This is a genomic window from Mesorhizobium sp. WSM4884, assembly GCF_029625675.1.
GTDB lineage: Bacteria > Pseudomonadota > Alphaproteobacteria > Rhizobiales > Rhizobiaceae > Mesorhizobium.
Window position 1 is genome coordinate 58,908 of record NZ_JARTVO010000011.1, and the last position, 18,068, is coordinate 76,975.

General features: G+C 64.5%; 15 protein-coding genes. 6 read left to right on the forward strand and 9 right to left on the reverse strand.

The annotated features are described in order from the left end of the window. Positions 1-44: 44 nt before the first annotated feature. A complete protein-coding gene (locus P9236_RS18510) occupies positions 45-4,817 on the reverse strand; it encodes an NAD-glutamate dehydrogenase (protein ID WP_278075928.1) in 4,773 nt (1,590 codons plus the stop codon). A gap of 120 nt (positions 4,818-4,937) precedes the next feature. Between P9236_RS18510 and P9236_RS18515 the strand changes: the two genes are divergently transcribed. From P9236_RS18515 to P9236_RS18525, 3 genes are all read left to right on the forward strand, one after another. Beyond that, the gene (locus P9236_RS18515) at positions 4,938-5,501 is read left to right on the forward strand and encodes a peroxidase-related enzyme (RefSeq protein ID WP_278075929.1); all 564 of its coding nucleotides are present in this window, start codon (positions 4,938-4,940) and stop codon (positions 5,499-5,501) included. A gap of 169 nt (positions 5,502-5,670) precedes the next feature. Next, positions 5,671-5,994, forward strand: a complete 324-nt coding sequence (locus P9236_RS18520; protein ID WP_278075930.1) for a hypothetical protein — start codon at positions 5,671-5,673, stop codon at positions 5,992-5,994. A 678-nt stretch (positions 5,995-6,672) separates the two neighbouring features. Further along, complete coding sequence (locus tag P9236_RS18525) at positions 6,673-7,296, forward strand: DUF1062 domain-containing protein (protein WP_278075931.1); 624 nt, start codon at positions 6,673-6,675, stop codon at positions 7,294-7,296. Between the two features lie 58 nt (positions 7,297-7,354). On the opposite strand, the gene typA is transcribed toward P9236_RS18525, so the two are convergent. Beyond that, on the reverse strand, positions 7,355-9,184 hold the full coding sequence (typA, locus tag P9236_RS18530; RefSeq protein WP_278075932.1) for a translational GTPase TypA: 1,830 nt from the start codon (positions 9,182-9,184) through the stop codon (positions 7,355-7,357). A gap of 213 nt (positions 9,185-9,397) precedes the next feature. Here typA and P9236_RS18535 point away from each other — a divergent pair, with 213 nt between their 5' ends. Then, a complete protein-coding gene (locus P9236_RS18535) occupies positions 9,398-9,667 on the forward strand; it encodes a hypothetical protein (protein WP_278075933.1) in 270 nt (89 codons plus the stop codon). A gap of 269 nt (positions 9,668-9,936) precedes the next feature. Here P9236_RS18535 and P9236_RS18540 read toward each other — a convergent pair whose 3' ends face one another. Together P9236_RS18540 and P9236_RS18545 are read right to left on the reverse strand one after the other, a co-directional pair. Further along, complete coding sequence (locus P9236_RS18540) at positions 9,937-11,511, reverse strand: alkaline phosphatase (RefSeq protein WP_278075934.1); 1,575 nt, start codon at positions 11,509-11,511, stop codon at positions 9,937-9,939. A 134-nt stretch (positions 11,512-11,645) separates the two neighbouring features. Further along, on the reverse strand, positions 11,646-12,929 hold the full coding sequence (locus tag P9236_RS18545; protein WP_278075935.1) for an MFS transporter: 1,284 nt from the start codon (positions 12,927-12,929) through the stop codon (positions 11,646-11,648). 78 nt (positions 12,930-13,007) lie between these two features. Here P9236_RS18545 and P9236_RS18550 point away from each other — a divergent pair, with 78 nt between their 5' ends. Then, a complete protein-coding gene (locus tag P9236_RS18550) occupies positions 13,008-13,625 on the forward strand; it encodes a TetR/AcrR family transcriptional regulator (protein WP_278075936.1) in 618 nt (205 codons plus the stop codon). A gap of 43 nt (positions 13,626-13,668) precedes the next feature. Further along, positions 13,669-14,259, forward strand: a complete 591-nt coding sequence (locus P9236_RS18555; RefSeq protein WP_278075937.1) for a hypothetical protein — start codon at positions 13,669-13,671, stop codon at positions 14,257-14,259. 60 nt (positions 14,260-14,319) lie between these two features. On the opposite strand, the gene ppa is transcribed toward P9236_RS18555, so the two are convergent. The 5 genes from ppa to P9236_RS18580 form a co-directional block, all read right to left on the reverse strand. Continuing rightward, a complete protein-coding gene (gene ppa / locus P9236_RS18560; RefSeq protein ID WP_278075938.1) occupies positions 14,320-14,853 on the reverse strand; it encodes an inorganic diphosphatase in 534 nt (177 codons plus the stop codon). A gap of 226 nt (positions 14,854-15,079) precedes the next feature. Beyond that, complete coding sequence (locus P9236_RS18565; RefSeq protein ID WP_278075939.1) at positions 15,080-15,586, reverse strand: GNAT family N-acetyltransferase; 507 nt, start codon at positions 15,584-15,586, stop codon at positions 15,080-15,082. Positions 15,587-15,725: 139 nt separating this feature from the next. Beyond that, positions 15,726-16,364, reverse strand: coding sequence for a TPM domain-containing protein (locus P9236_RS18570; RefSeq protein ID WP_278075940.1), 639 nt, complete (start codon positions 16,362-16,364; stop codon positions 15,726-15,728). Positions 16,365-16,370: 6 nt separating this feature from the next. Then, a complete protein-coding gene (locus P9236_RS18575; RefSeq protein ID WP_278075941.1) occupies positions 16,371-17,183 on the reverse strand; it encodes a YgcG family protein in 813 nt (270 codons plus the stop codon). Positions 17,184-17,382: 199 nt separating this feature from the next. Then, positions 17,383-18,027 carry a LemA family protein gene (locus P9236_RS18580; RefSeq protein WP_278075942.1) on the reverse strand — a complete coding sequence of 215 codons (645 nt, stop codon included), beginning with the start codon at positions 18,025-18,027 and terminating at the stop codon, positions 17,383-17,385. Positions 18,028-18,068 lie beyond the last annotated feature (41 nt).

Sequence of the window (18,068 nt, forward strand, 5' to 3'; positions counted from 1 at the left end):
GCGGCAGCCGGATGAGGGGCGGCGCCGGCTTTTGCCAACGATGCCTACATACCCGCCAGGTCGCTCATCAGGCCCGAGGCCACCGACAGCCGCGACACGGTGATGTCGCCGCCTTCGGTCAGCGCCTGCAGCCGCTCGCGGATGCGCGCCACGCGCTCGCCGCCGGCTTCCAGCCAGGCCGCCACCGGATCCGGTGCCTTGCCGTGGCTGGTGAGCGCTGCTACCGCGATGCCGCGCCTGGCCATGCCGATCGTATCGGTCGCGCGCGACAGCGCCAGCTGATCGTAGTAGTCCGGCGGCATGATCGAGCGCGCGGCCTCCTCGACGCGCGGGATGCGGAAGGCGTCGCTTACGGCGAAGAAGGCCTTGGCCGCGCTGACGATGTCGGCGTTGCCCGTGCGCGCGGTGAGCGCGATGTCCGGGATCAGCTCGCCCACCTCGGCGAGCGCCAGCTTCTCGGCCAGTTTCTCCGGAGCGCCGCCCTTGAACAGGCCGTGACGCCGCTCCTCGATCCGCTCGCGCGAGAAGGCGGGCAACAGCGACACCAGCTTCGGCTCCAGCGCCTTGCGTGCCTCCTGCAGTTCGGCGATGCGCTGGCTGAGCGGCGCGGAACCCGCATCGTGCTTCAGGTACCAGCCGCTGGTCACGAAAATGAGCCGGCTGACCGACTGATAGAGATCGAGCTGGGTCTGGCCGTCGATCTGGTTGTCGAGCCCGTCGATCTCCTTGTAGAGCGAAGGCAGCGAAAAGCCGTCGCGCACCACGGCGAAGGTGCGCACGACAGCGGCTGCAGTGCGGCCAGTCGCCTCCTGCAGCCGGTTGACGAAGGATGGCCCACCTCGGTTGACGAGGTCGTTGGCGACGACGCGCGCGATGATCTCGCGCCGCAGCCGGTGGTCGCGGATCTCGCCGGCGAATTTCTTTGCCATGCGCTCAGGGAAATAGCCCATCAGGTCGCGGTCGAAATGCGGATCGTCCGGCACGTCGCTGGCGACGATGTCGGAGAAGAGCACGATCTTGGCATAGGCAAGCAGCACGCCGAGCTCGGCCCTGGTCAGCGGCTCGCCACGTGCCTCGCGCTCGGCAAGGGCGGCCGGCGAGGGCAGTGTCTCGACGGCGCGGTCGAGCAGGCCGCGCGCCTCCAGTGCCGTCATGAAGCGCGCCTGGTGAGCGATGTCGGCCAGCCCGCGCTTGCGTGCCAGCGAGAGCGCCAGCGTCTGCTGATAGTTGTTGGAGAGCACCAGCGCGCCGACCTCGTCGGTCATCTCGGCGAGCAGCTTGTTGCGCGCCGGACGGCCCAGCGAACCCTTGCGCATGGCCGACGCCAGCGCGATCTTGATGTTGACCTCGACGTCGGAGCAGTTGACGCCGCCCGAATTGTCGATGGCGTCGGAATTGCAGCGGCCGCCGCTCATGCCGAATTCGATGCGCGCCCGTTGCGTGACGCCGAGATTGGCGCCCTCGCCGATGACCTTGGCGCGGACGTCGAGCGCGGTGACGCGGATAGCGTCGTTGGCACGGTCGCCGACATCGGCATTGGTCTCGCCGGAAGCCCTCACATAGGTGCCGATGCCGCCGAACCACAGAAGGTCGACGGGGGCTTTGAGGATGGCGTTCATGATCTCGACCGGCGTGGCCGTGGTCTTTCCCAGCCCGATCGCCGTGGCGGCCGCCTGCGGCAGGGTGATCGACTTCTGGCTGCGCGAGACGATGACGCCGCCTTCCGACAGTTTCGAATTGTCGTAGTCCTGCCAGGACGAACGCGGCAGCGCGAATATGCGTTGCCGCTCGGCCATCGAGGCCACCATGTCGGGATCGGGATCGATGAAGATGTCGCGATGGTCGAAGGCGGCGATCAACCTGGTGGCCGGTGACAGGAGCATGCCGTTGCCGAACACGTCGCCTGACATGTCGCCGACACCGACGACGGTGAAGGGCGAGGTCTGGATGTCGCGATTCATCTCGCGGAAATGCCGTTTCACCGCCTCCCAGGCGCCCTTGGCGGTGATGCCCATCTTCTTGTGGTCGTAGCCGGCCGAGCCGCCGCTGGCGAAGGCGTCGTCGAGCCAGAAATCGTGCTTCTCGGAAATGGCGTTGGCGGTGTCGGAGAAGGTCGCCGTGCCCTTGTCGGCGGCGACGACGAAATACGGATCGTCGGGATCGCGCCGCACCACGCCGGCCGGCGGAATGACGCCGCCTATGCCGATATTGTCGGTGATCGAAAGCAGGCTGGAGACGAAATTCTTGTAGGCCGAGGTGCCGGCCTCGAAGATCGCGTCGCGGCCGCCACCGACGGGCAGGCGTTTCGGATAGAAGCCCCCCTTGGCGCCGACCGGCACGATGACCGCGTTCTTGACCTGCTGCGCCTTGACCAGCCCCAGCACCTCGGTGCGGTAGTCCTGGGCGCGGTCGGACCAGCGCAGGCCGCCGCGCGCGACCGGGCCGAAGCGCAGATGCACGCCCTCGACCTCCGAGCCGTAGACGAAGATCTCGCGCCACGGCCGCGGCGCCGGCAGGCCGTCGACCGCCTGCGAGTCGAGCTTGATCGCCAACGATTGCCCCCTCTCCTTCGTATCGGTTACGAAATGATTGGTGCGCAGCGAGGCTTCGATCAGGTTGAGGTAGCGCCGGATGATGGTGTCGTCATCGATGTTGGGCACCTCTTCCAGCGCGTCCTTGATCTTGGCCTTGAGGTGCTTGGCGGCGACCACGCCCTCGGTTTCGGCCGTCGGTCCGAGGCGGGCGACGAACAATTGATGCAGGCCGCGTGCGATGTCGGGATAGCGGTTGAGCGCGGCGGCGATGAAATCCTGGCTCTGCGGAATGCCGGCCTGCTGCAAATAGCGGCCATAGGCGCGCAGGATGGTGATCTCGCCCGACCACAGACCCGCGGTCTGGGCCAGGCCGTTATAGCCGTCATTGTCGACATCGCCACGCCACACCGACAGGAAGGCGTCCTCGAACAGCGCGCCGCCATCGGCAAGATCTATTCGCGCGCCGTAACTGTTCTCCAACTCCATGTCGTGGATGAAGACCTTGCCCGAGCCCGTGTCGGCGACCTCGAAGGTGCGCTCGCTGATGACGCGGAAGCCGATGTTTTCCAGCACCGGAACGCGACGCGACAGCGCGACAGGGCTGCCATAGTGATGGATCTTCAGCGCCGCCTGATGCGGCTTCTGGTCGGCATGGCGGTAATACTCGATGGCGATCGGATTGTCGGGGCCGATCCTGGCGATACGACCGGCATCGGCCAGCGCCACCGCTGCCGAGAACGAGTCGCGATAGCTTTCCGGGAAGCGAGCGGCAATGCTCTTCAGTGTCGGGTCGCTGCCGGCCGCTTCCGCGGCTTCGGAAAGCGCGTCCTCCCAGGTGCGCACGATATCGCGGATCGCCGCCTCGATGGTCGCCTGTTCGATCTTCGGCGTCTTGCCGCCGGAGCGGCCGATGATGAAGTGAACGCGCGCCAGCCCGCCTTCCGGGAAGGCCGGATAATAGGCGGAGAGCCGGCCCTCGAACACGGTCTTGAGGTATGTGCCGATCTTCTCGCGCACGACGCTGTCGTAGCGGTCGCGCGGTACGAAGACGAGGATCGAAACGAAACGATCGAACTGGTCGACGCGCACCAGCGCCCTGATCCGCGGCCGCTCGATCAGCCCGAGAATGGCATTGGCATGCTTTCTGAGGATCGGCACCGGCACCTGGAAGAACTCATCGCGCGGATAGCTCTCCAGCACGTTGATCAGCGCCTTGCCGGAATGGTCGTTCGGATTGAAGCCGGACTTGGCGATGATCGTTTCCGCCTTCGAGCGCAGATAGGGGATCTTCATCACCGAGCGCGTGTACGCGGTCGAGGTGAACATGCCGACGATGCGCAGCTCGCCGGCAAGCGCCCCCTTGGCCGTATAGGTCTTGACGCCGATGTAATCGAGGTAGATGCGGCGATGCACGGAGGACTTGGCATTCGCCTTGGTGACGATCAGCGGTTCAGGCCCGTGCAGGAAGGCGCGGATTTCCGGCGTCGTCGTCACCGCCTCGGTACCTCGCCTCAGCACCAGCACGTCGGGATCGGTCAAGATGCCGAGGCCAGGCTTGTCGGCGCGCTCCAGCGTGCCGCTTTCCTCGCCGCCGACATATTTGAATTCGCGCATGCCGAGAAAGGTGAAATTGTCGTCACGCAGCCATTCGAGAAAGGCGATCGCCTCCGTGACGCTCTTCTTGTCGAGCGGCACGGCCGAATAACGGAATTCGGAAATGGCCTGGTCGAGGCGGGCGAGCATCCGCTTCCAGTCGGTGACGGCGGCGCGGACCTGATTGAGTATCTTGCGCAGCCGCTCGGTGAGAGCGGCCGCCTGCTCCGCGGTCAGCCGCGGGATATGGACGTGGACGACGCTCAGCCGGTCGTCATCTTCCTTGCCGGCGTCGCCCAGGACCTGCGCGACGCCCGCCTTGTCGTGCCGGACGGTGACGATGGGATGGGTGACCAGGGTCGGTTCGCCGGAGGACTCGGCGATCTCGCCGAGGATGGAATCGAACAGGAACGGCATGTTGTCGTTGACGACGGTGATGACCGTGACCGGCCTGCCGCCGCAGGCAACGCCCGATTCGGCCTCGACCGCGACGACGCTCTCGCCCTTCTTGTGGCCGGCGACCGCTCGGGCAGCGAGTTCGCCCGCGCGTTCCAGGTCGGCCGCGTCATAGGCCGCGACATCCTCCGCCGGTGCGCGGGCAAGCAGGTAGTCGGCAAGCCTTGCCGGCTTGTCTTCTATCTTCGTGGTGGCCGCAGCTTTCTTTTTCGGCTTGGATTTTACGCTGGCCATGACGTCCTCCCGTGGCATGCTTTTGCGACTATGGTAGCAGATGAGCGCTGTTTGGCGACAAAGGTTTGACGACGCTCTAAGAAATTCGAACCGACGCCATCGCCCTGCAAGGAGACGACCATGACCGACAGAATTACGGCGCTCGACCTGGTCCAGGCGGAGCTCAGCGAGGCGACGAAAGCCTATTTCGCCAAATGCGGGGAGAAGCTTGGCCTCGTTCCCAATGTGCTTCTTGCCTACGCTTTCGACGAGAAGAAGCTGCGCGCCTTCACCGACATGTACAACGATTTGATGCTGGGCGAGTCCGGCCTGTCGAAGCTGGAGCGCGAGATGATCGCGGTGGTCGTGTCCTCGATCAACCATTGCTTCTACTGCCTGACCGCGCATGGCGCGGCGGTGCGCCAGCTGTCGGGCGAGCCCGCGCTGGGCGAGATGATGGTGATGAATTTCCGCGCCGCAGAGCTTCCCGCTCGCCAGCGCGCGATGCTGGAATTCGCGGTCAAGCTGACGGAAGAGCCGGCCAAGATCGTCGAGGCCGACCGCGCCGCCTTGCGTGAAGCCGGTTTCACCGACCGCGACATCTGGGACATCGCGTCGACCGCCGCCTTCTTCAACATGTCGAACCGCGTGGCGGCCGCCGTCGACATGCGGCCGAACCCCGAATACCACGCCATGGCCAGGTGACGCCCTTTACATTAGCGGGTCCGAATTTTTCATTGCCCGCCCCGCCATTTGGTCCGATGATCAGAGATTGCGGCGTAGCCGCATACCCGATTGCGGCACAGCCGCATATCGACGATTGCAAGCGGCGTGGCCGCATGCCGGTTCGACGCCGCCGACAAGGGAGGAGAACATGGCGAAATTTCTCTATGTCTATCACGGCTCCGGCAAGATGCCGACCGAGGAAGCCGAGCGCAAAGCAGCTATGGACGCCTGGACCGGCTGGTACGACAAGCTCGGTTCGGCCGTCATCGACGGCGGCAATCCCGTCGGCATGTCGAAGACGGTGCTGCCCGGCGGCAAGGTCGAGAGCAATGGCGGCAGCAACCCGACCGCCGGCTATACGATCGTCGAGGCGAAGGACATCGACGATGCCGTCGCCAAGGCCAGGGATTGCCCGATCCTGATGGATCCAGCCTTCAGCGTCGAGATCGCGCCGATCATCGAGATGATGTAGCTCTTAAGGGCGCACAGCGATTGCCGCGGCCGACGTGCCGAGTGGGCCGGCAGCCAACAAAGAGGCAATGCGACCAGCGATGAGTTTGTCCATCTGAAATAGGGCCGGCGCTGCCCCTCACCTGCCTGCCGGCATCCTCTCCCCGTATAGTGACGGGGAGAGGGGCGCTGTCATCGATGATTTCGGCAGTTACCAGCGTTGCAACGCGCCGAGGTCGCGGCTTCCCCTTCTCCCCGTCACTATACGGGGAGAAGGTGCCGGCAGGCGGATGAGGGGCAGCGCCGACGTTCTAAGATTGAGCCGCGCCACCGTTCCGTCGGCCGAAGAAGAACCCTTGCTCCCCCGCCGCCGCACGGCTAGAAGAGCCGACCCTTTACCGATTTCGAGCCAGACTTTGCCTCAGTAACCGCCGGTCTCGTCAACTCCCCGAAAGCACGCGCAGGCGCAGCCTTGCCGGCACCTGCATCATTTCATGTGTTCTTCAGGCGGCGGTTTCGAGACCGGTTTGGCGTTGCTGAGCCCGTCGCGCATCCGCGCAGACGCCTGATTTCCGACATCGCAGTCTTTCGCCACGCCGTGCCCGCATGAGCATGATCCCGGAATAGATCATGCTCGAGCAGAGAGGCATCTCGGACATCGCCGGCCTGACGGACTTCCCGACGGGAAGGGCCTACCGGCATGTCTGGACTGTTGCGTATCCGCTGGGCGATCGCGCCGAAAATCGCGCCTCGACCTCTCATCAATTGCAACCGCTGCCGCAAGGTGAAACCCTACCAGTGCAGCGGCAAATTCCGCGTCAATGCCAACGGCAAACGCATCGACGCCTGGCTGATCTACCGCTGCATGGATTGCGATAATTCCTGGAACCGCACCATTTTTGAGCGCTGCAATCGTCGCGACATCGAACCGGCGCTGCTTGCGGCGCTCGAAGACAACGATCCATCACTTGCGCGGCGTCATGCGTTCGATGCCGCGGCGATGCGGAGCCGGATCGGACGGATCGAGGAATTTCCAGACGTCACGGTCCGAAAAGAGCTGCTGGACGGCAGGCCGGAATGCACCACCGCGCTTTGGCTCGAGCTTCGACTGGACGCAGCGACGCCCTTGCGGCTCGACCGGCTGCTTGCCGGCGAGTTCGGCATCTCGCGATCAAGGCTGCAAGCCTGGGAAGAGCGGCAGTTGCTCGCCATCGAACCGGATGGTGCCAAAGCCCTGCGCAGGCCGGCGCGCGACGGCACCGCTATCCGCATGGACCTCGCCGGCGAAGCCGATCGCGACGCCATCCTGTCGGCCGCGTACTGATGAAACGAAAAGGGAGGGAGCAACCGCTCCCTCCCCAATGACTGCCTGAGAAAAAGGCTTACGCCGCGCCCATCACCTTGGTCGCCTTCTCGAAGCGCTTGCGCTCGTTCGGGTCGAGATAGAGCTTGCGCAGGCGGATGGTCTTCGGTGTCACCTCGACCAGCTCGTCGTCCTGGATCCAGGCCAGCGCCCGCTCCAGCGTCATGCGGACCGGCGGCGTCAGCTTCACCGCCTCGTCCTTGCCGGCGGCGCGAATGTTGGTGAGCTTCTTGCCCTTCAGCACGTTCACTTCGAGGTCGTTGTCGCGGCTATGGATGCCGATGATCATGCCCTGATAGACCTTGACGCCCGGATCGATGATCATCGGGCCGCGGTCCTCCAGGTTCCACATCGCATAGGCGACCGACTCGCCCTGCTCGTTGGAGATCAGCACGCCGTTGGTGCGGCCGGGCAATTCGCCCTTATAGGGCTCGTAAGCGTAGAACAGCCGGTTCATCACGGCGGTGCCGCGCGTGTCGGTCAGCAGCTCAGACTGGTAGCCTATCAGGCCGCGGGTGGGCGCATGGAAGACCAGGCGCTGACGGTTGCCGCCGGAAGGACGGAGCTCGACCATCTCCGCCTTGCGCTCCGACATTTTTTGCACGACGACGCCGGCATGCTCCTCGTCGACGTCGATGACGACTTCCTCGACCGGCTCGAGCAACTGCCCGTCGTCACCTTTCTGCATGACGACGCGCGGCCGCGACACAGCGATCTCGAACCCTTCGCGGCGCATCGTCTCGATCAGCACCGCAAGCTGCAATTCGCCGCGGCCGGAAACGAAGAAGGAATCCTTCTCCGCCGATTCCTCGATCTTGAGCGCGACATTGCCTTCGGCCTCGCGCAGCAGCCGGTCGCGGATGACGCGGCTTGTCACCTTGTCGCCCTCGGTGCCGGCAAGCGGGCTGTCGTTGACGAGGAAGGACATCGTCACCGTCGGCGGATCGATAGGCTGCGCGTGCAGCGGCTCGGTCACGCTCGGGTCGCAGAAAGTGTCGGCGACGGTGCCCTTCGACAGACCGGCGATCGCCACGATGTCGCCTGCCTGCGCTTCCTCGATCGGCTGGCGCTCGAGGCCGCGAAAGGCGAGGATTTTCGAGATACGTCCGGTCTCGATCTGCGTGCCGTCATGGTGCAGCACCTTGACCGCCTGGTTGGGCTTCAGCGAGCCGGACTCGATGCGGCCGGTGATGATGCGGCCGAGGAACGGGTTGGCTTCCAGAATGGTGCCGATCATGCGGAACGGGCCGGGATGCACGGTCGGCGCCGGCACGTGCTTGACGACGAGGTCGAAGAGCGGCGCCAGACCCTGATCCTTCGGACCTTCCGGGTTTTCAGAAACCCAGCCGTCGCGGCCGGAACCGTAGAGGATCGGGAAATCGAGCTGCTCGTCGGTGGCGTCGAGCGCGGCGAAGAGGTCGAACACCTCGTTGACCACCTCGATGTGGCGGGCGTCCGGGCGGTCGATCTTGTTGATGACGACGATCGGGCGCAGGCCGACCTTGAGCGCCTTGCCGACGACGAATTTGGTCTGCGGCATCGGGCCCTCGGCGGCATCGACGAGCACGATCGCCGAATCCACCATCGACAGGATGCGCTCGACCTCACCGCCGAAATCGGCGTGTCCGGGCGTGTCGACGATGTTGATGCGGGTACCCTTCCAGTCGACCGAGGTCGCCTTGGCAAGGATGGTGATGCCGCGTTCCTTTTCGAGGTCGTTGGAATCCATGGCGCGCTCGGCGACGCGCTGGTTGTCGCGGAAGGCGCCGGACTGTTTCAGGAGCTGATCGACGAGGGTGGTTTTCCCATGGTCGACATGCGCGATGATCGCGATATTGCGGAGGTTCATTTGTCTGGTCTCGGGAGCGTTGCAGGCAGCAGGCCCAAAAGCGCCGCCTTTTTCGGTTGCGCGGCTCATACAAGGTTTTTCGCAATTGCGAAAGGGGAGGCCCCGCCCCAAATACATGGTCACTGATTCTTAAACGTCTTGGTGTGAAATGATTCTGTTAACCAAGGCGGAACCTTTGAGGGGCCGGGCAGTTCGATGTTCATGACCGATCAGATGTCCAGATTGCGTCCCGTTTTCGCTTGGGCGGCGCTCGGCGTGCTGATTGCGGCTGGCGCGGCACAGTCGGCGGCAGCCCTCAAGCAAGCCAACCCGGTGCGCTCGTCCGACACGCGGACGGCCGAGCAGATGTTCGCCGACGCCCCCGACGGCGTCGACCCGATCGTCACCGGCCCGGTCAGCGCCGCCTTCAAGCAGCGGCAGAAAGCAGCGAACTGCGACGCGGCGGTATGGCCCAACGTTCCCGCGACCTGCTATCCGGATTGACGACGGCAAGTGCCGTCGTCATCCCTGGGCGAAGCAGGAGCGAAGCTCCGTCGCGGAGACCCTGGGATCCATGCCGTGACCTGGCTCAAGAGCCCAAACGGCACAGAACAACCTCCGGTCACCCGTTCTGACCAACTCTGATCTCGACACTGTGGAATCAGTTCTGGACCGCCGCGACGCTTTGGCATCATGGCATGGATCCTTGGGTCTGCGCTCCGCTGCGCGTCGCTCCGCCCAAGGATGACGAACCAAGGTGGCAGCGTCGCTTCCTACGCCGATCGCACCGGGTCGAGCGTGACCTTGTAGAGCTCGTTGTCGTCGCGATCCATCAGCCGCACGGTGAGCTGCTCGGTGGCGCCGGAAATATCGACCAGGCCGAAGAACTGTAGCCCCGCCGAAGGCGGCAGGTTCTGGCCCTGCTCGGCGGTCGGCGCCTTGATGAACTTCAACTCGGGGCCGAAAGTCATGTCGAGCTCGTTGGGGCCGAAGGTGCCGGCGTGGATCGGGCCTGAGACGAACTCCCAGAACGGATTGAAGTCCTGGAACTGCGCCTTGTCCGGATTGTAGTAGTGCGCCGCAGTGTAGTGGACATCGGCGGTGAGCCACACGGTGTTGGTGATGCCGGCGTTCTTGATGTAGCGCAGCAGGTCGGCGAACTCGAGCTCGCGGCCCTTCGGCGCGCCATTGTCGTGATTGCTGACGGCTTCGAAGCCGACCTTTTTCGCCGCGTCGTCCCACACGACGAGGCTGAGCGGCATGTCGGCGGCGATGATCTTCCAGGTCGCCTTGGAGTTCGCCAGCTCGCGCTTCAGCCACTTGGTCTGCTGCTCGCCAAGCATGCGCGACTTCGGCGTCAGCGTTTCCTCCAGGTCCGGGCCGTTCGGGCCGCGATAGGAGCGCATGTCGAGGAAGAAGACGTCGAGCAGCGGCCCGTAGGCGATCTTGCGGTAGACGCGGCCCGGCTCCGACGGCTCGTAGCGGATCGTCGTCATCTCGTGGAAGGCGCGCGCGGCACGCGCGGCCAGCACGTGGATCGACTTTTCCTTGTAACGGTCGTCCGCGGTCAGGTTCTTCGAATCCGACCAGTTGTTCAGCACCTCGTGGTCGTCCCACTGGTAGAAGGTCGGACAGATGGCGGAGAGGCCAAGCACGTGCTTGTCCATCATGTTGTACTTCCACTGGTCACGATACTCGTCGAGCGTCTCGGCGACCTTGCGCTTGCCGTCGATCATGACGACGTTCCTCCACTTGCCGCCGCCGGGCAGATCGACCTCGTCCTTCATGGCGCCGTCGGCATAGATCGTGTCGCCCGAATGCAGGAAGAAGTCCGGCGTGTGCTTGGCGATGGTGGAATAGGTCTTCATGCCGGTCTCGTCGATGCCCCACCCCTGGCCGGCGGTGTCGCCCGACCAGGCGAAGCGCACGTCGCGCTTCGAGGCCGGCGCGGTGCGGAAGCGGCCGACGATCGGCTCGGAGACGGCGTTGACGTCGGAAAGGTCGGCAGCGGTCATGCGGTAGAAGATGTCCTGGTCGGCGGCGAGGTCGGTGAGCAGCCGCTTCACCGTGTAGTCGCTGGCGGGCGAGGTATCGAGCGGCGCGAGCCTGACTGCGTCGGCGAAGCTCTCCGTCGTCGACACTTCATACATCACGCGCGCCGGGCGGTCGGTGCGGGTCCAGACCATGCCGGAGGTGGCGTCGACATCGCCGGACTGGACGCCATGGGTGAAGGCCGGCCGCTGATTGGCGCGCGAATAGTAAGGCAGCGTCAGACCGGAGGCACCGACAAGGCCAAAGGCGCTGGCTGAGGTGACGAAAGCGCGGCGGGTCAACGAGAGCTTGTTCATGGCTGTCTCCGGATGGCGTTGAACGGGACCGCCAAGCTCCAGCCTCAATGTTTCAGGCGCATATCGGAACCATGAAGTTTTGATAACAGTGAACCGCTCTTTCCTTCTCCCCTTGTGGGAGAAGGTGATGCACCTCAAGCCGCCTGCGGCTCCGGATCGAATGCCGGCCGGCTGGTGTTGATCAGCAGCGAGATGCAGGCTGCGGCGATGCCGGTCATGCCGGCGATCAGGAACGCCAGCTCGTAATTGCCCTGCAGTTCCCGCATCGTGCCGCCGAAGGCAGCCGCTGCCGCCGCGCCCACCTGGTGACCGGCGACGATCCAGCCGAAGACGATCGGCCCGCTGCGGTCGCCGAAGGCTTCGTTGGCGAGGCGGAGCGTGGGCGGCACGGTGGCGATCCAGTCGAGCCCGTAGAGCACGGCGAAGATGATTAGGCTGACCGCCGAGAAGCCGGAATAGGGCAGGTAGATCAGCGACAGGCCGCGCGCGGCGTAATAGACGCCGAGCAGCTTGCGTGGGTCGAACCGGTCGGTGAGCCAGCCGGACAGCGTGGTGCCGATCAGGTCGAATATGCCCATCATCGACAGCAGGCCGGCCGCCTGCACCTCGCCGATGCCCATGTCGCCGCAGAAGGCGATGAGATGCGTGCCGACGAGACCGTTGGTGGTGAAGCCGCAGACGAAGAAGGTGGCGAAGAGATACCAGAACACCCTCGTACCCGCTGCTCGGCGCAGCGTGGAGAGCGTGTGCGTCAGGAAATTGCCTTGCGACGCCGGCGACACCGGTGGCACGTCGTTCGCATCGGCGCCGTAGCGGACCTGGCCGATCGAGGCCGGGCGCTCCGGGACCAGCAGGAACACGATCGGCACCAGGGCAGCGGTAGCAACGGCAACGGCAATCGCCACCGGCTTCCAGCCACCGGCCTGGGCCAGCGAGGCGATCAGCGGCAGGAAGACCAGCATGCCGGTGGCGCTCGATGCCGACATCACGCCCATCATCAGGCCGCGATTGGTCTTGAACCAGCGGTTGACGATGGTGGCGCCGAGCACGCTCGCCACCGCGCCGGAGCCGATGCCGGAAAATACGCCCCAGGTGATGAAGAGATGCCATGGCTCGGCCATCAGCAGGCTGAGCGCGGTCGAGCCCGACATGATCAGCAGCGCGGCCAGCAGCGTGCGGCGCAGCCCGATGCGCTCCATCAGCGCCGCGGCGAACGGCCCGGTCAGCCCATAAAGCAGGATGCCGACGCCGGCAGCCATCGAGATCACGTCGCGACGCCAGCCGAAGCTCGCCTCCAGCGGCAGCATCATGACAGAGGGCGCGGAGCGAAGCCCGGCGGCGATCAGCAGGCAGAGAAAAATGACCGCAACGACGACGAAGGCGTAGCGCTGGCCAAACGGGCGGGACTGGGCTATCACGTTACTGACCGGTACGTTGCAATGGGATGGCGTCATACATACGTACCGGTCAGTAACATTGTCAAGCGAGTTTGTTGAATGGCATCGGACAATAAAATTGAAATGTCGACGAACGAGGTGCCCGCCGCCGCGGCGCCGAAGGCCGCCGACAAGATCCTCGGCGTGGCGCGCGACCTGTTCTACCGCGAAGGCATCCGGGCGATCGGCGTCGACGAGATCGTCAGGCGTGCCGGCGTCACCAAGCCCAGCCTCTACCGCAGCTTCCCGTCGAAGGACGAACTCGCCGCTTCCTATCTGCGCCAATACGACCTCGAATTCTGGCAGCGTTTCGACGAAGCGGTCGATGCGCATCCGGGCAATCCGCGCGCCCAGATCATCGCCTTCCTCACCCGCGTCGGCAAACGCACGCAGCGGCCGGACTATCGCGGCTGCGGCATGACCAATGCGGCGGTCGAATATCCCGAGCACGGCCATCCGGCGCGCGTGGTCAGCGAGGCCAACAAGCAGGAACTGCGCCGGCGCCTGCGCGCCATGGCCGCGGCGATTGGCGCGGCTGACTCGGACACGCTCGGCGACGGGCTGCTGCTCCTGATCGAGGGCGCCTATATCAGCGGCCAGTTGTTCGGCCTCGGCGGACCGGCGGCATCGGTCGCCCGCAACGCCGATCTCCTGATCGAGGCCAGCTTGAAGAAATAATGATTGGCGCTACGCTTCGGCACCTCGAACGGAGTTGTCAGCCATGCGCGCGCTTCTCGTCCCGCTTGCCCTCGCCGGTTTCTGCCAGGCGGTCCATGCCGGCGACATCTCCAGCGCCTATACCGATCTCGACTGGAAGAAGGACTGCGTGACCTACGCGCAGTCGGAAGAAGGCGACAGTGACTGGGCGAGCCTCGTCTGCGCCGGCTATCGCGGCTATCCGGTGCTGATCGGCTACGACGACGCCCGCGAATCCGTCTATTACGGCTTTCCTTCCGACGACATGACCGCTGTCTGGGAGAGTTTTTCCGGGCTCAACACCGCTGGCCCGAAGGTCGAGTGGCGGATCGAAACCAATGGCGACAAGGCCGTGCCCTTCGCGGTCATCCATCGACGCGAGATCAGCAATCCCGAAGACGAGAACAAGCCGACCGAGGTGCTGGTCGTCGCGAAAGTAGCACAGCCGGAGGAGCATGAAGGCTGCACCGTCGGCCTGGTGCTCGCCACCGCCAATCCTCAGGCCAACGACCAGGCACGCAAGCTCGCCGACGAAAAGGCGAAGGGTTTTACCTGCGGCAAGGACAAGCGCGAAGTGATCGGCAAAGTGCCGGACTTCGGCCGGGTGGACAACTAGAGCCTGATCCCAAAAAGTGGGACCCGGGTTTGGGCAAGATCAAGCTCAAAACAAAATGGCTTATTTCGCCGCCTTCGCCCGTTCGATCGCATCGACGATCATCTTCTTGGCATATTTGGAATCGTGCCAGCCCTCGATCTTGACCCATTTGCCGGGTTCGAGGTCCTTGTAGTGCTCGAAGAAGTGCTGCACCTGATGGCGGGTGATTTCCGGCAGGTGCGTGTATTCGGTGACGTTCTCGTAGCGCAAAGTCAGCTTCGGCGACGGCACAGCGATCACCTTCTCGTCCTGGCCGGCATTGTCCTCCATGATCAGCACGCCGATCGGCCGCACATTGATGACGCAGCCCGGCACCAGCGCGCGCGTGTTGCAGACCAGGACGTCGATCGGGTCGCCGTCGCCCGACAGCGTGTGCGGTACGAAGCCGTAATTGCCGGGATAGCGCATCGAGGTGTGCAGGAAGCGGTCGACGAACAGCGTGCCGGCCTCCTTGTCCATCTCGTACTTGATCGGCTCGCCGCCGATCGGCACTTCGATGATGACGTTGATGTCCTCGGGCGGGTTCTTTCCGGTGGCAATCGCTGCGATACGCATGGCTCAATCCCTCTCAAAATCTTGTGAGATCGATAGCGGGGCGCGCGTCATGGTGCAATGCGGCGAATGGTGCTGACCGCTGATGGAAGCGCACACTTTGTAATGGATTGTAACCCGATGCATGTCGCCCAGAGGCGCGCGGCGGTTTTGGGAGACATGCATCCAACAGAGACTTGGGGCGCGTCGCCTGAATCCGTTTCGGACGCGGCGCTTCAGGCGGTACCCGTCATTCCCAGACGAACGCGACCTTCTTCAGCGCCTTCTGCTCGAAGACTTCCACGCCCTCGGCGATATCGCGGCCGCCATTGCCGGCATAGAAGGCTAAAGCGTTGTAATTGTCTTCCAGCGCCCACACCACCAGACCCCTGAGGCCGTGGTCGGCAAGGCGCGTGCGCGCCGCCTTGAACAGCCGGCTGCCGAGCCCAATGCCTTGATATTCCGGGCGTAGGTAGAGCTCGTAGATCTCGCCCTGCTGCCTCAGCTCCTTGGCGCGGTTCTTGCCGATCGTGGCATAGCCGGCGATCGTGCCACCGATCTCGACCACCAGCACGGTGGCCGCGTGGCGAATTGCGTTCGCCCACCAGTCGGGGCCGCGGCGATTGATCATGGCCGTCAGCGTCCGGTAGGGGATGATGCCGGAATAGGCGCCGCGCCATGCCTCCTGATGCACCTCCGCGATGGCGATGGCGTCGCGAGGGTCGGCTTTCCGGATGTCGATCGTCAGCGTGTTCATGATTTGTTAACCATAGACCCGCTTCGGTCGATTGCAAAGAGTCCGCTCCGTCGCGCCCGCGCTTTTCGCACAGGCGACCTTGCCGGCACCGGAAGCGCGGAAAATCGCGTCCGGCAGAATAGCGTTTACAGGCCGGCTCTCAGATTTCGACGAGGTGGTCGTCGAGCTCGTTGACGTCGCCTTCGGTGACCGGGAAATGCTCGGCGAGCACCGCGCCGACTGATTCGATCGCCTTGACGAACCCGTCGGCGAGACGATCGTCGCCGGCGTGCCGCGTCAGGTCCCGCACCACACCGTCCCAGACATGCTGGCCGACCTTTGCATTGATGCCGCTGTCGGCGACCACCTCGGCATAGCGCTCGGCGATGGAGACGAAGACAAGTACGCCCGTCCGTGCCTGGGTGCGGTGGACGTTGCGGGCGAGAAACTGCCTCAGCGCATTGGCATGCGCCGCCTGGTAGCGCAGCCGTCTTGGCACGAAATGGATGCGCAGGCCTGGCCAGAGCCGCAGCAAGGCAAGCACGGACGCCAGCGCCAGCAGCTGGGTGAGAATGAAATGCGGCAGCCGTATGGTCAGCCACCACGCCTCCAGCCCGTAAGCGACGGCAAGGCTGGCGACGAGCATGCCGATCGTCGCCAGGAAAGCGGCCGCGAAGAAATAGCCGTCACTGGCATGGGCGATGACGCAGTAGATTTCACCGTCGGTCTTTGCCTCGGCGGCGCGGATCGCATTGGCGATGCGGTCATGGTCCTGCCGGTCGATCGGTCGCGTTGCCATGATCCCTCACCAGCTTCCCGACGAACCGCCACCGCCCGACGAGCCACCGCCGCCGGAAAACCCGCCGCCACCGCCGCCACCGGAGGACCAGCCTCCACCGCCCGACGACCAACCGCCGCCGCCGGAGGACGACCGTCGTCCCGGCTCGAAGGTCATGCCGAGCCAGCGGTAGCGCCCCGGGCCGATTTTCTGGCCGAAGATCGGCGGCAGCACCGTCAGCGCGATGCTGCCGAAGAAGATCAGCATCCAGATGGTGATGAAGACGGCGAAGAACAGGTCGTCGGAGTTGAACGGCGCCTGCTCGTTGCGCTTGCCGCGCGCTTCCAGCTCCTCCGGATTGCCCTCGAGCACCATGATCATGTCATCGACGGCCCTGGTGATGCCGCCGGAGAAATCGCCGGCGCGGAAGGCCGGCACCATGTCGTTTTCGATGATCAGCTTGGTGTGCAGGTCGGTGAGCGTGCCTTCGAGCCCATAGCCGACCTCGATGCGCATCTTGCGGTCGTTCGGCGCGACCAGCAGCAGAACGCCATTGTTCTCCTTGGCCTGGCCGAGCTTCCAGAAGCGGAACAGCCGGTTGGCGTAAGGCTCGATCTCCTCGCCGGCGAGGCTCGGGATGGTGGCGACGACGATCTGGTCGGAACCCTTCTTCTCGAAATCGGCGAGCTTTTGCGTCAGCGCCGCGCGTGTGCCGGCATCGATGATTCCGGCATTGTCGACCACGCGCCCGGTGAGTGGCGGCAGCTCGGCGGCGAATGCGGCGAGGGGGAGGAGGAGGAAAAGGACGAGTAAAACGCCAACGAAGGCGTTCCGGCCCACCCCCCTCTGGCCTGCCGGCCATCTCCCCCGCAAGGGGGGAGATTGGCAGCTTCGTCCAAAGCGCCTCTCTACCAACGTTGGTGACTGGCGAAGGCCGAGATCACGGCCAATCTCCCCCCTTGCGGGGGAGATGTCCGGCAGGACAGAGGGGGGTGTGAAGGAACACAAGGCCTGCAACTCGGTAAATTCTAAAGCGCTCTCACCCGCCCTGCTTCGTGCTCGTGCCGAAATCCACCTTCGGCACCTGCATCTTGTCTTCCTCAACGGTGAAGTTCGCGAAAGGCGCGTTGCCGCGGAACCAGAAGGTCGCCCACAGCACTGAAGGGAAGGTCCTCAGCGTCAGATTGTAGTCCCTGACCGCCTGGATGTAGTCGCGGCGGGCGACCGCGATGCGGTTCTCGGTACCTTCGAGCTGCGCCTGCAGCGCGAGGAAATTCTGATTGGCCTTGAGGTCGGGATAGTTCTCCGACACCGCGATCAGACGCGACAGTGCGCCAGTCAGTCCGGCTTGCGCATCCTGGAACTTCTTGAGGGTTTCGGGATCCTTCAGCGTGTCCGGCGTCACCGTGATCTGCGTTGCCTTGGCGCGCGCCTCCACGACCGCGTCGAGCGTGTCCTTCTCATGCGAGGCATAGCCCTTCACCGTCTCGACCAGGTTCGGGATCAGGTCGGCGCGCCGCTGGTACTGGTTCAGCACCTCGCTCCAGGCCGCCCTGGCGTTCTCCTCGGCCGTCGGGATGGTGTTGTAGCCGCAGCCGGCAAGCAGCGGCAGCGCGAAAGCCATCATCAGCAAGGCCGGCAAATTGCGGAAAGCGGAGGGCAGGGAAAGGCGCTCGGCGAACATGATTGGTCCCCTCGGATCAAAGTTGCATGCGAAGCATTACC

Bases quoted from the DNA above. Each gene is read 5' to 3' on its own strand.
- P9236_RS18510 (WP_278075928.1), bottom strand. From the start codon at position 4,817: ATGGCCAGCGTAAAATCCAAGCCGAAAAAGAAAGCTGCGGCCACCACG.
- P9236_RS18515 (WP_278075929.1), top strand. From the start codon at position 4,938: ATGACCGACAGAATTACGGCGCTCGACCTGGTCCAGGCGGAGCTCAGC.
- P9236_RS18520 (WP_278075930.1), top strand. From the start codon at position 5,671: ATGGCGAAATTTCTCTATGTCTATCACGGCTCCGGCAAGATGCCGACC.
- P9236_RS18525 (WP_278075931.1), top strand. From the start codon at position 6,673: ATGTCTGGACTGTTGCGTATCCGCTGGGCGATCGCGCCGAAAATCGCG.
- typA (WP_278075932.1), bottom strand. From the start codon at position 9,184: ATGAACCTCCGCAATATCGCGATCATCGCGCATGTCGACCATGGGAAA.
- P9236_RS18535 (WP_278075933.1), top strand. From the start codon at position 9,398: ATGTCCAGATTGCGTCCCGTTTTCGCTTGGGCGGCGCTCGGCGTGCTG.
- P9236_RS18540 (WP_278075934.1), bottom strand. From the start codon at position 11,511: ATGAACAAGCTCTCGTTGACCCGCCGCGCTTTCGTCACCTCAGCCAGC.
- P9236_RS18550 (WP_278075936.1), top strand. From the start codon at position 13,008: ATGGCATCGGACAATAAAATTGAAATGTCGACGAACGAGGTGCCCGCC.
- P9236_RS18555 (WP_278075937.1), top strand. From the start codon at position 13,669: ATGCGCGCGCTTCTCGTCCCGCTTGCCCTCGCCGGTTTCTGCCAGGCG.
- ppa (WP_278075938.1), bottom strand. From the start codon at position 14,853: ATGCGTATCGCAGCGATTGCCACCGGAAAGAACCCGCCCGAGGACATC.
- P9236_RS18565 (WP_278075939.1), bottom strand. From the start codon at position 15,586: ATGAACACGCTGACGATCGACATCCGGAAAGCCGACCCTCGCGACGCC.
- P9236_RS18570 (WP_278075940.1), bottom strand. From the start codon at position 16,364: ATGGCAACGCGACCGATCGACCGGCAGGACCATGACCGCATCGCCAAT.
- P9236_RS18580 (WP_278075942.1), bottom strand. From the start codon at position 18,027: ATGTTCGCCGAGCGCCTTTCCCTGCCCTCCGCTTTCCGCAATTTGCCG.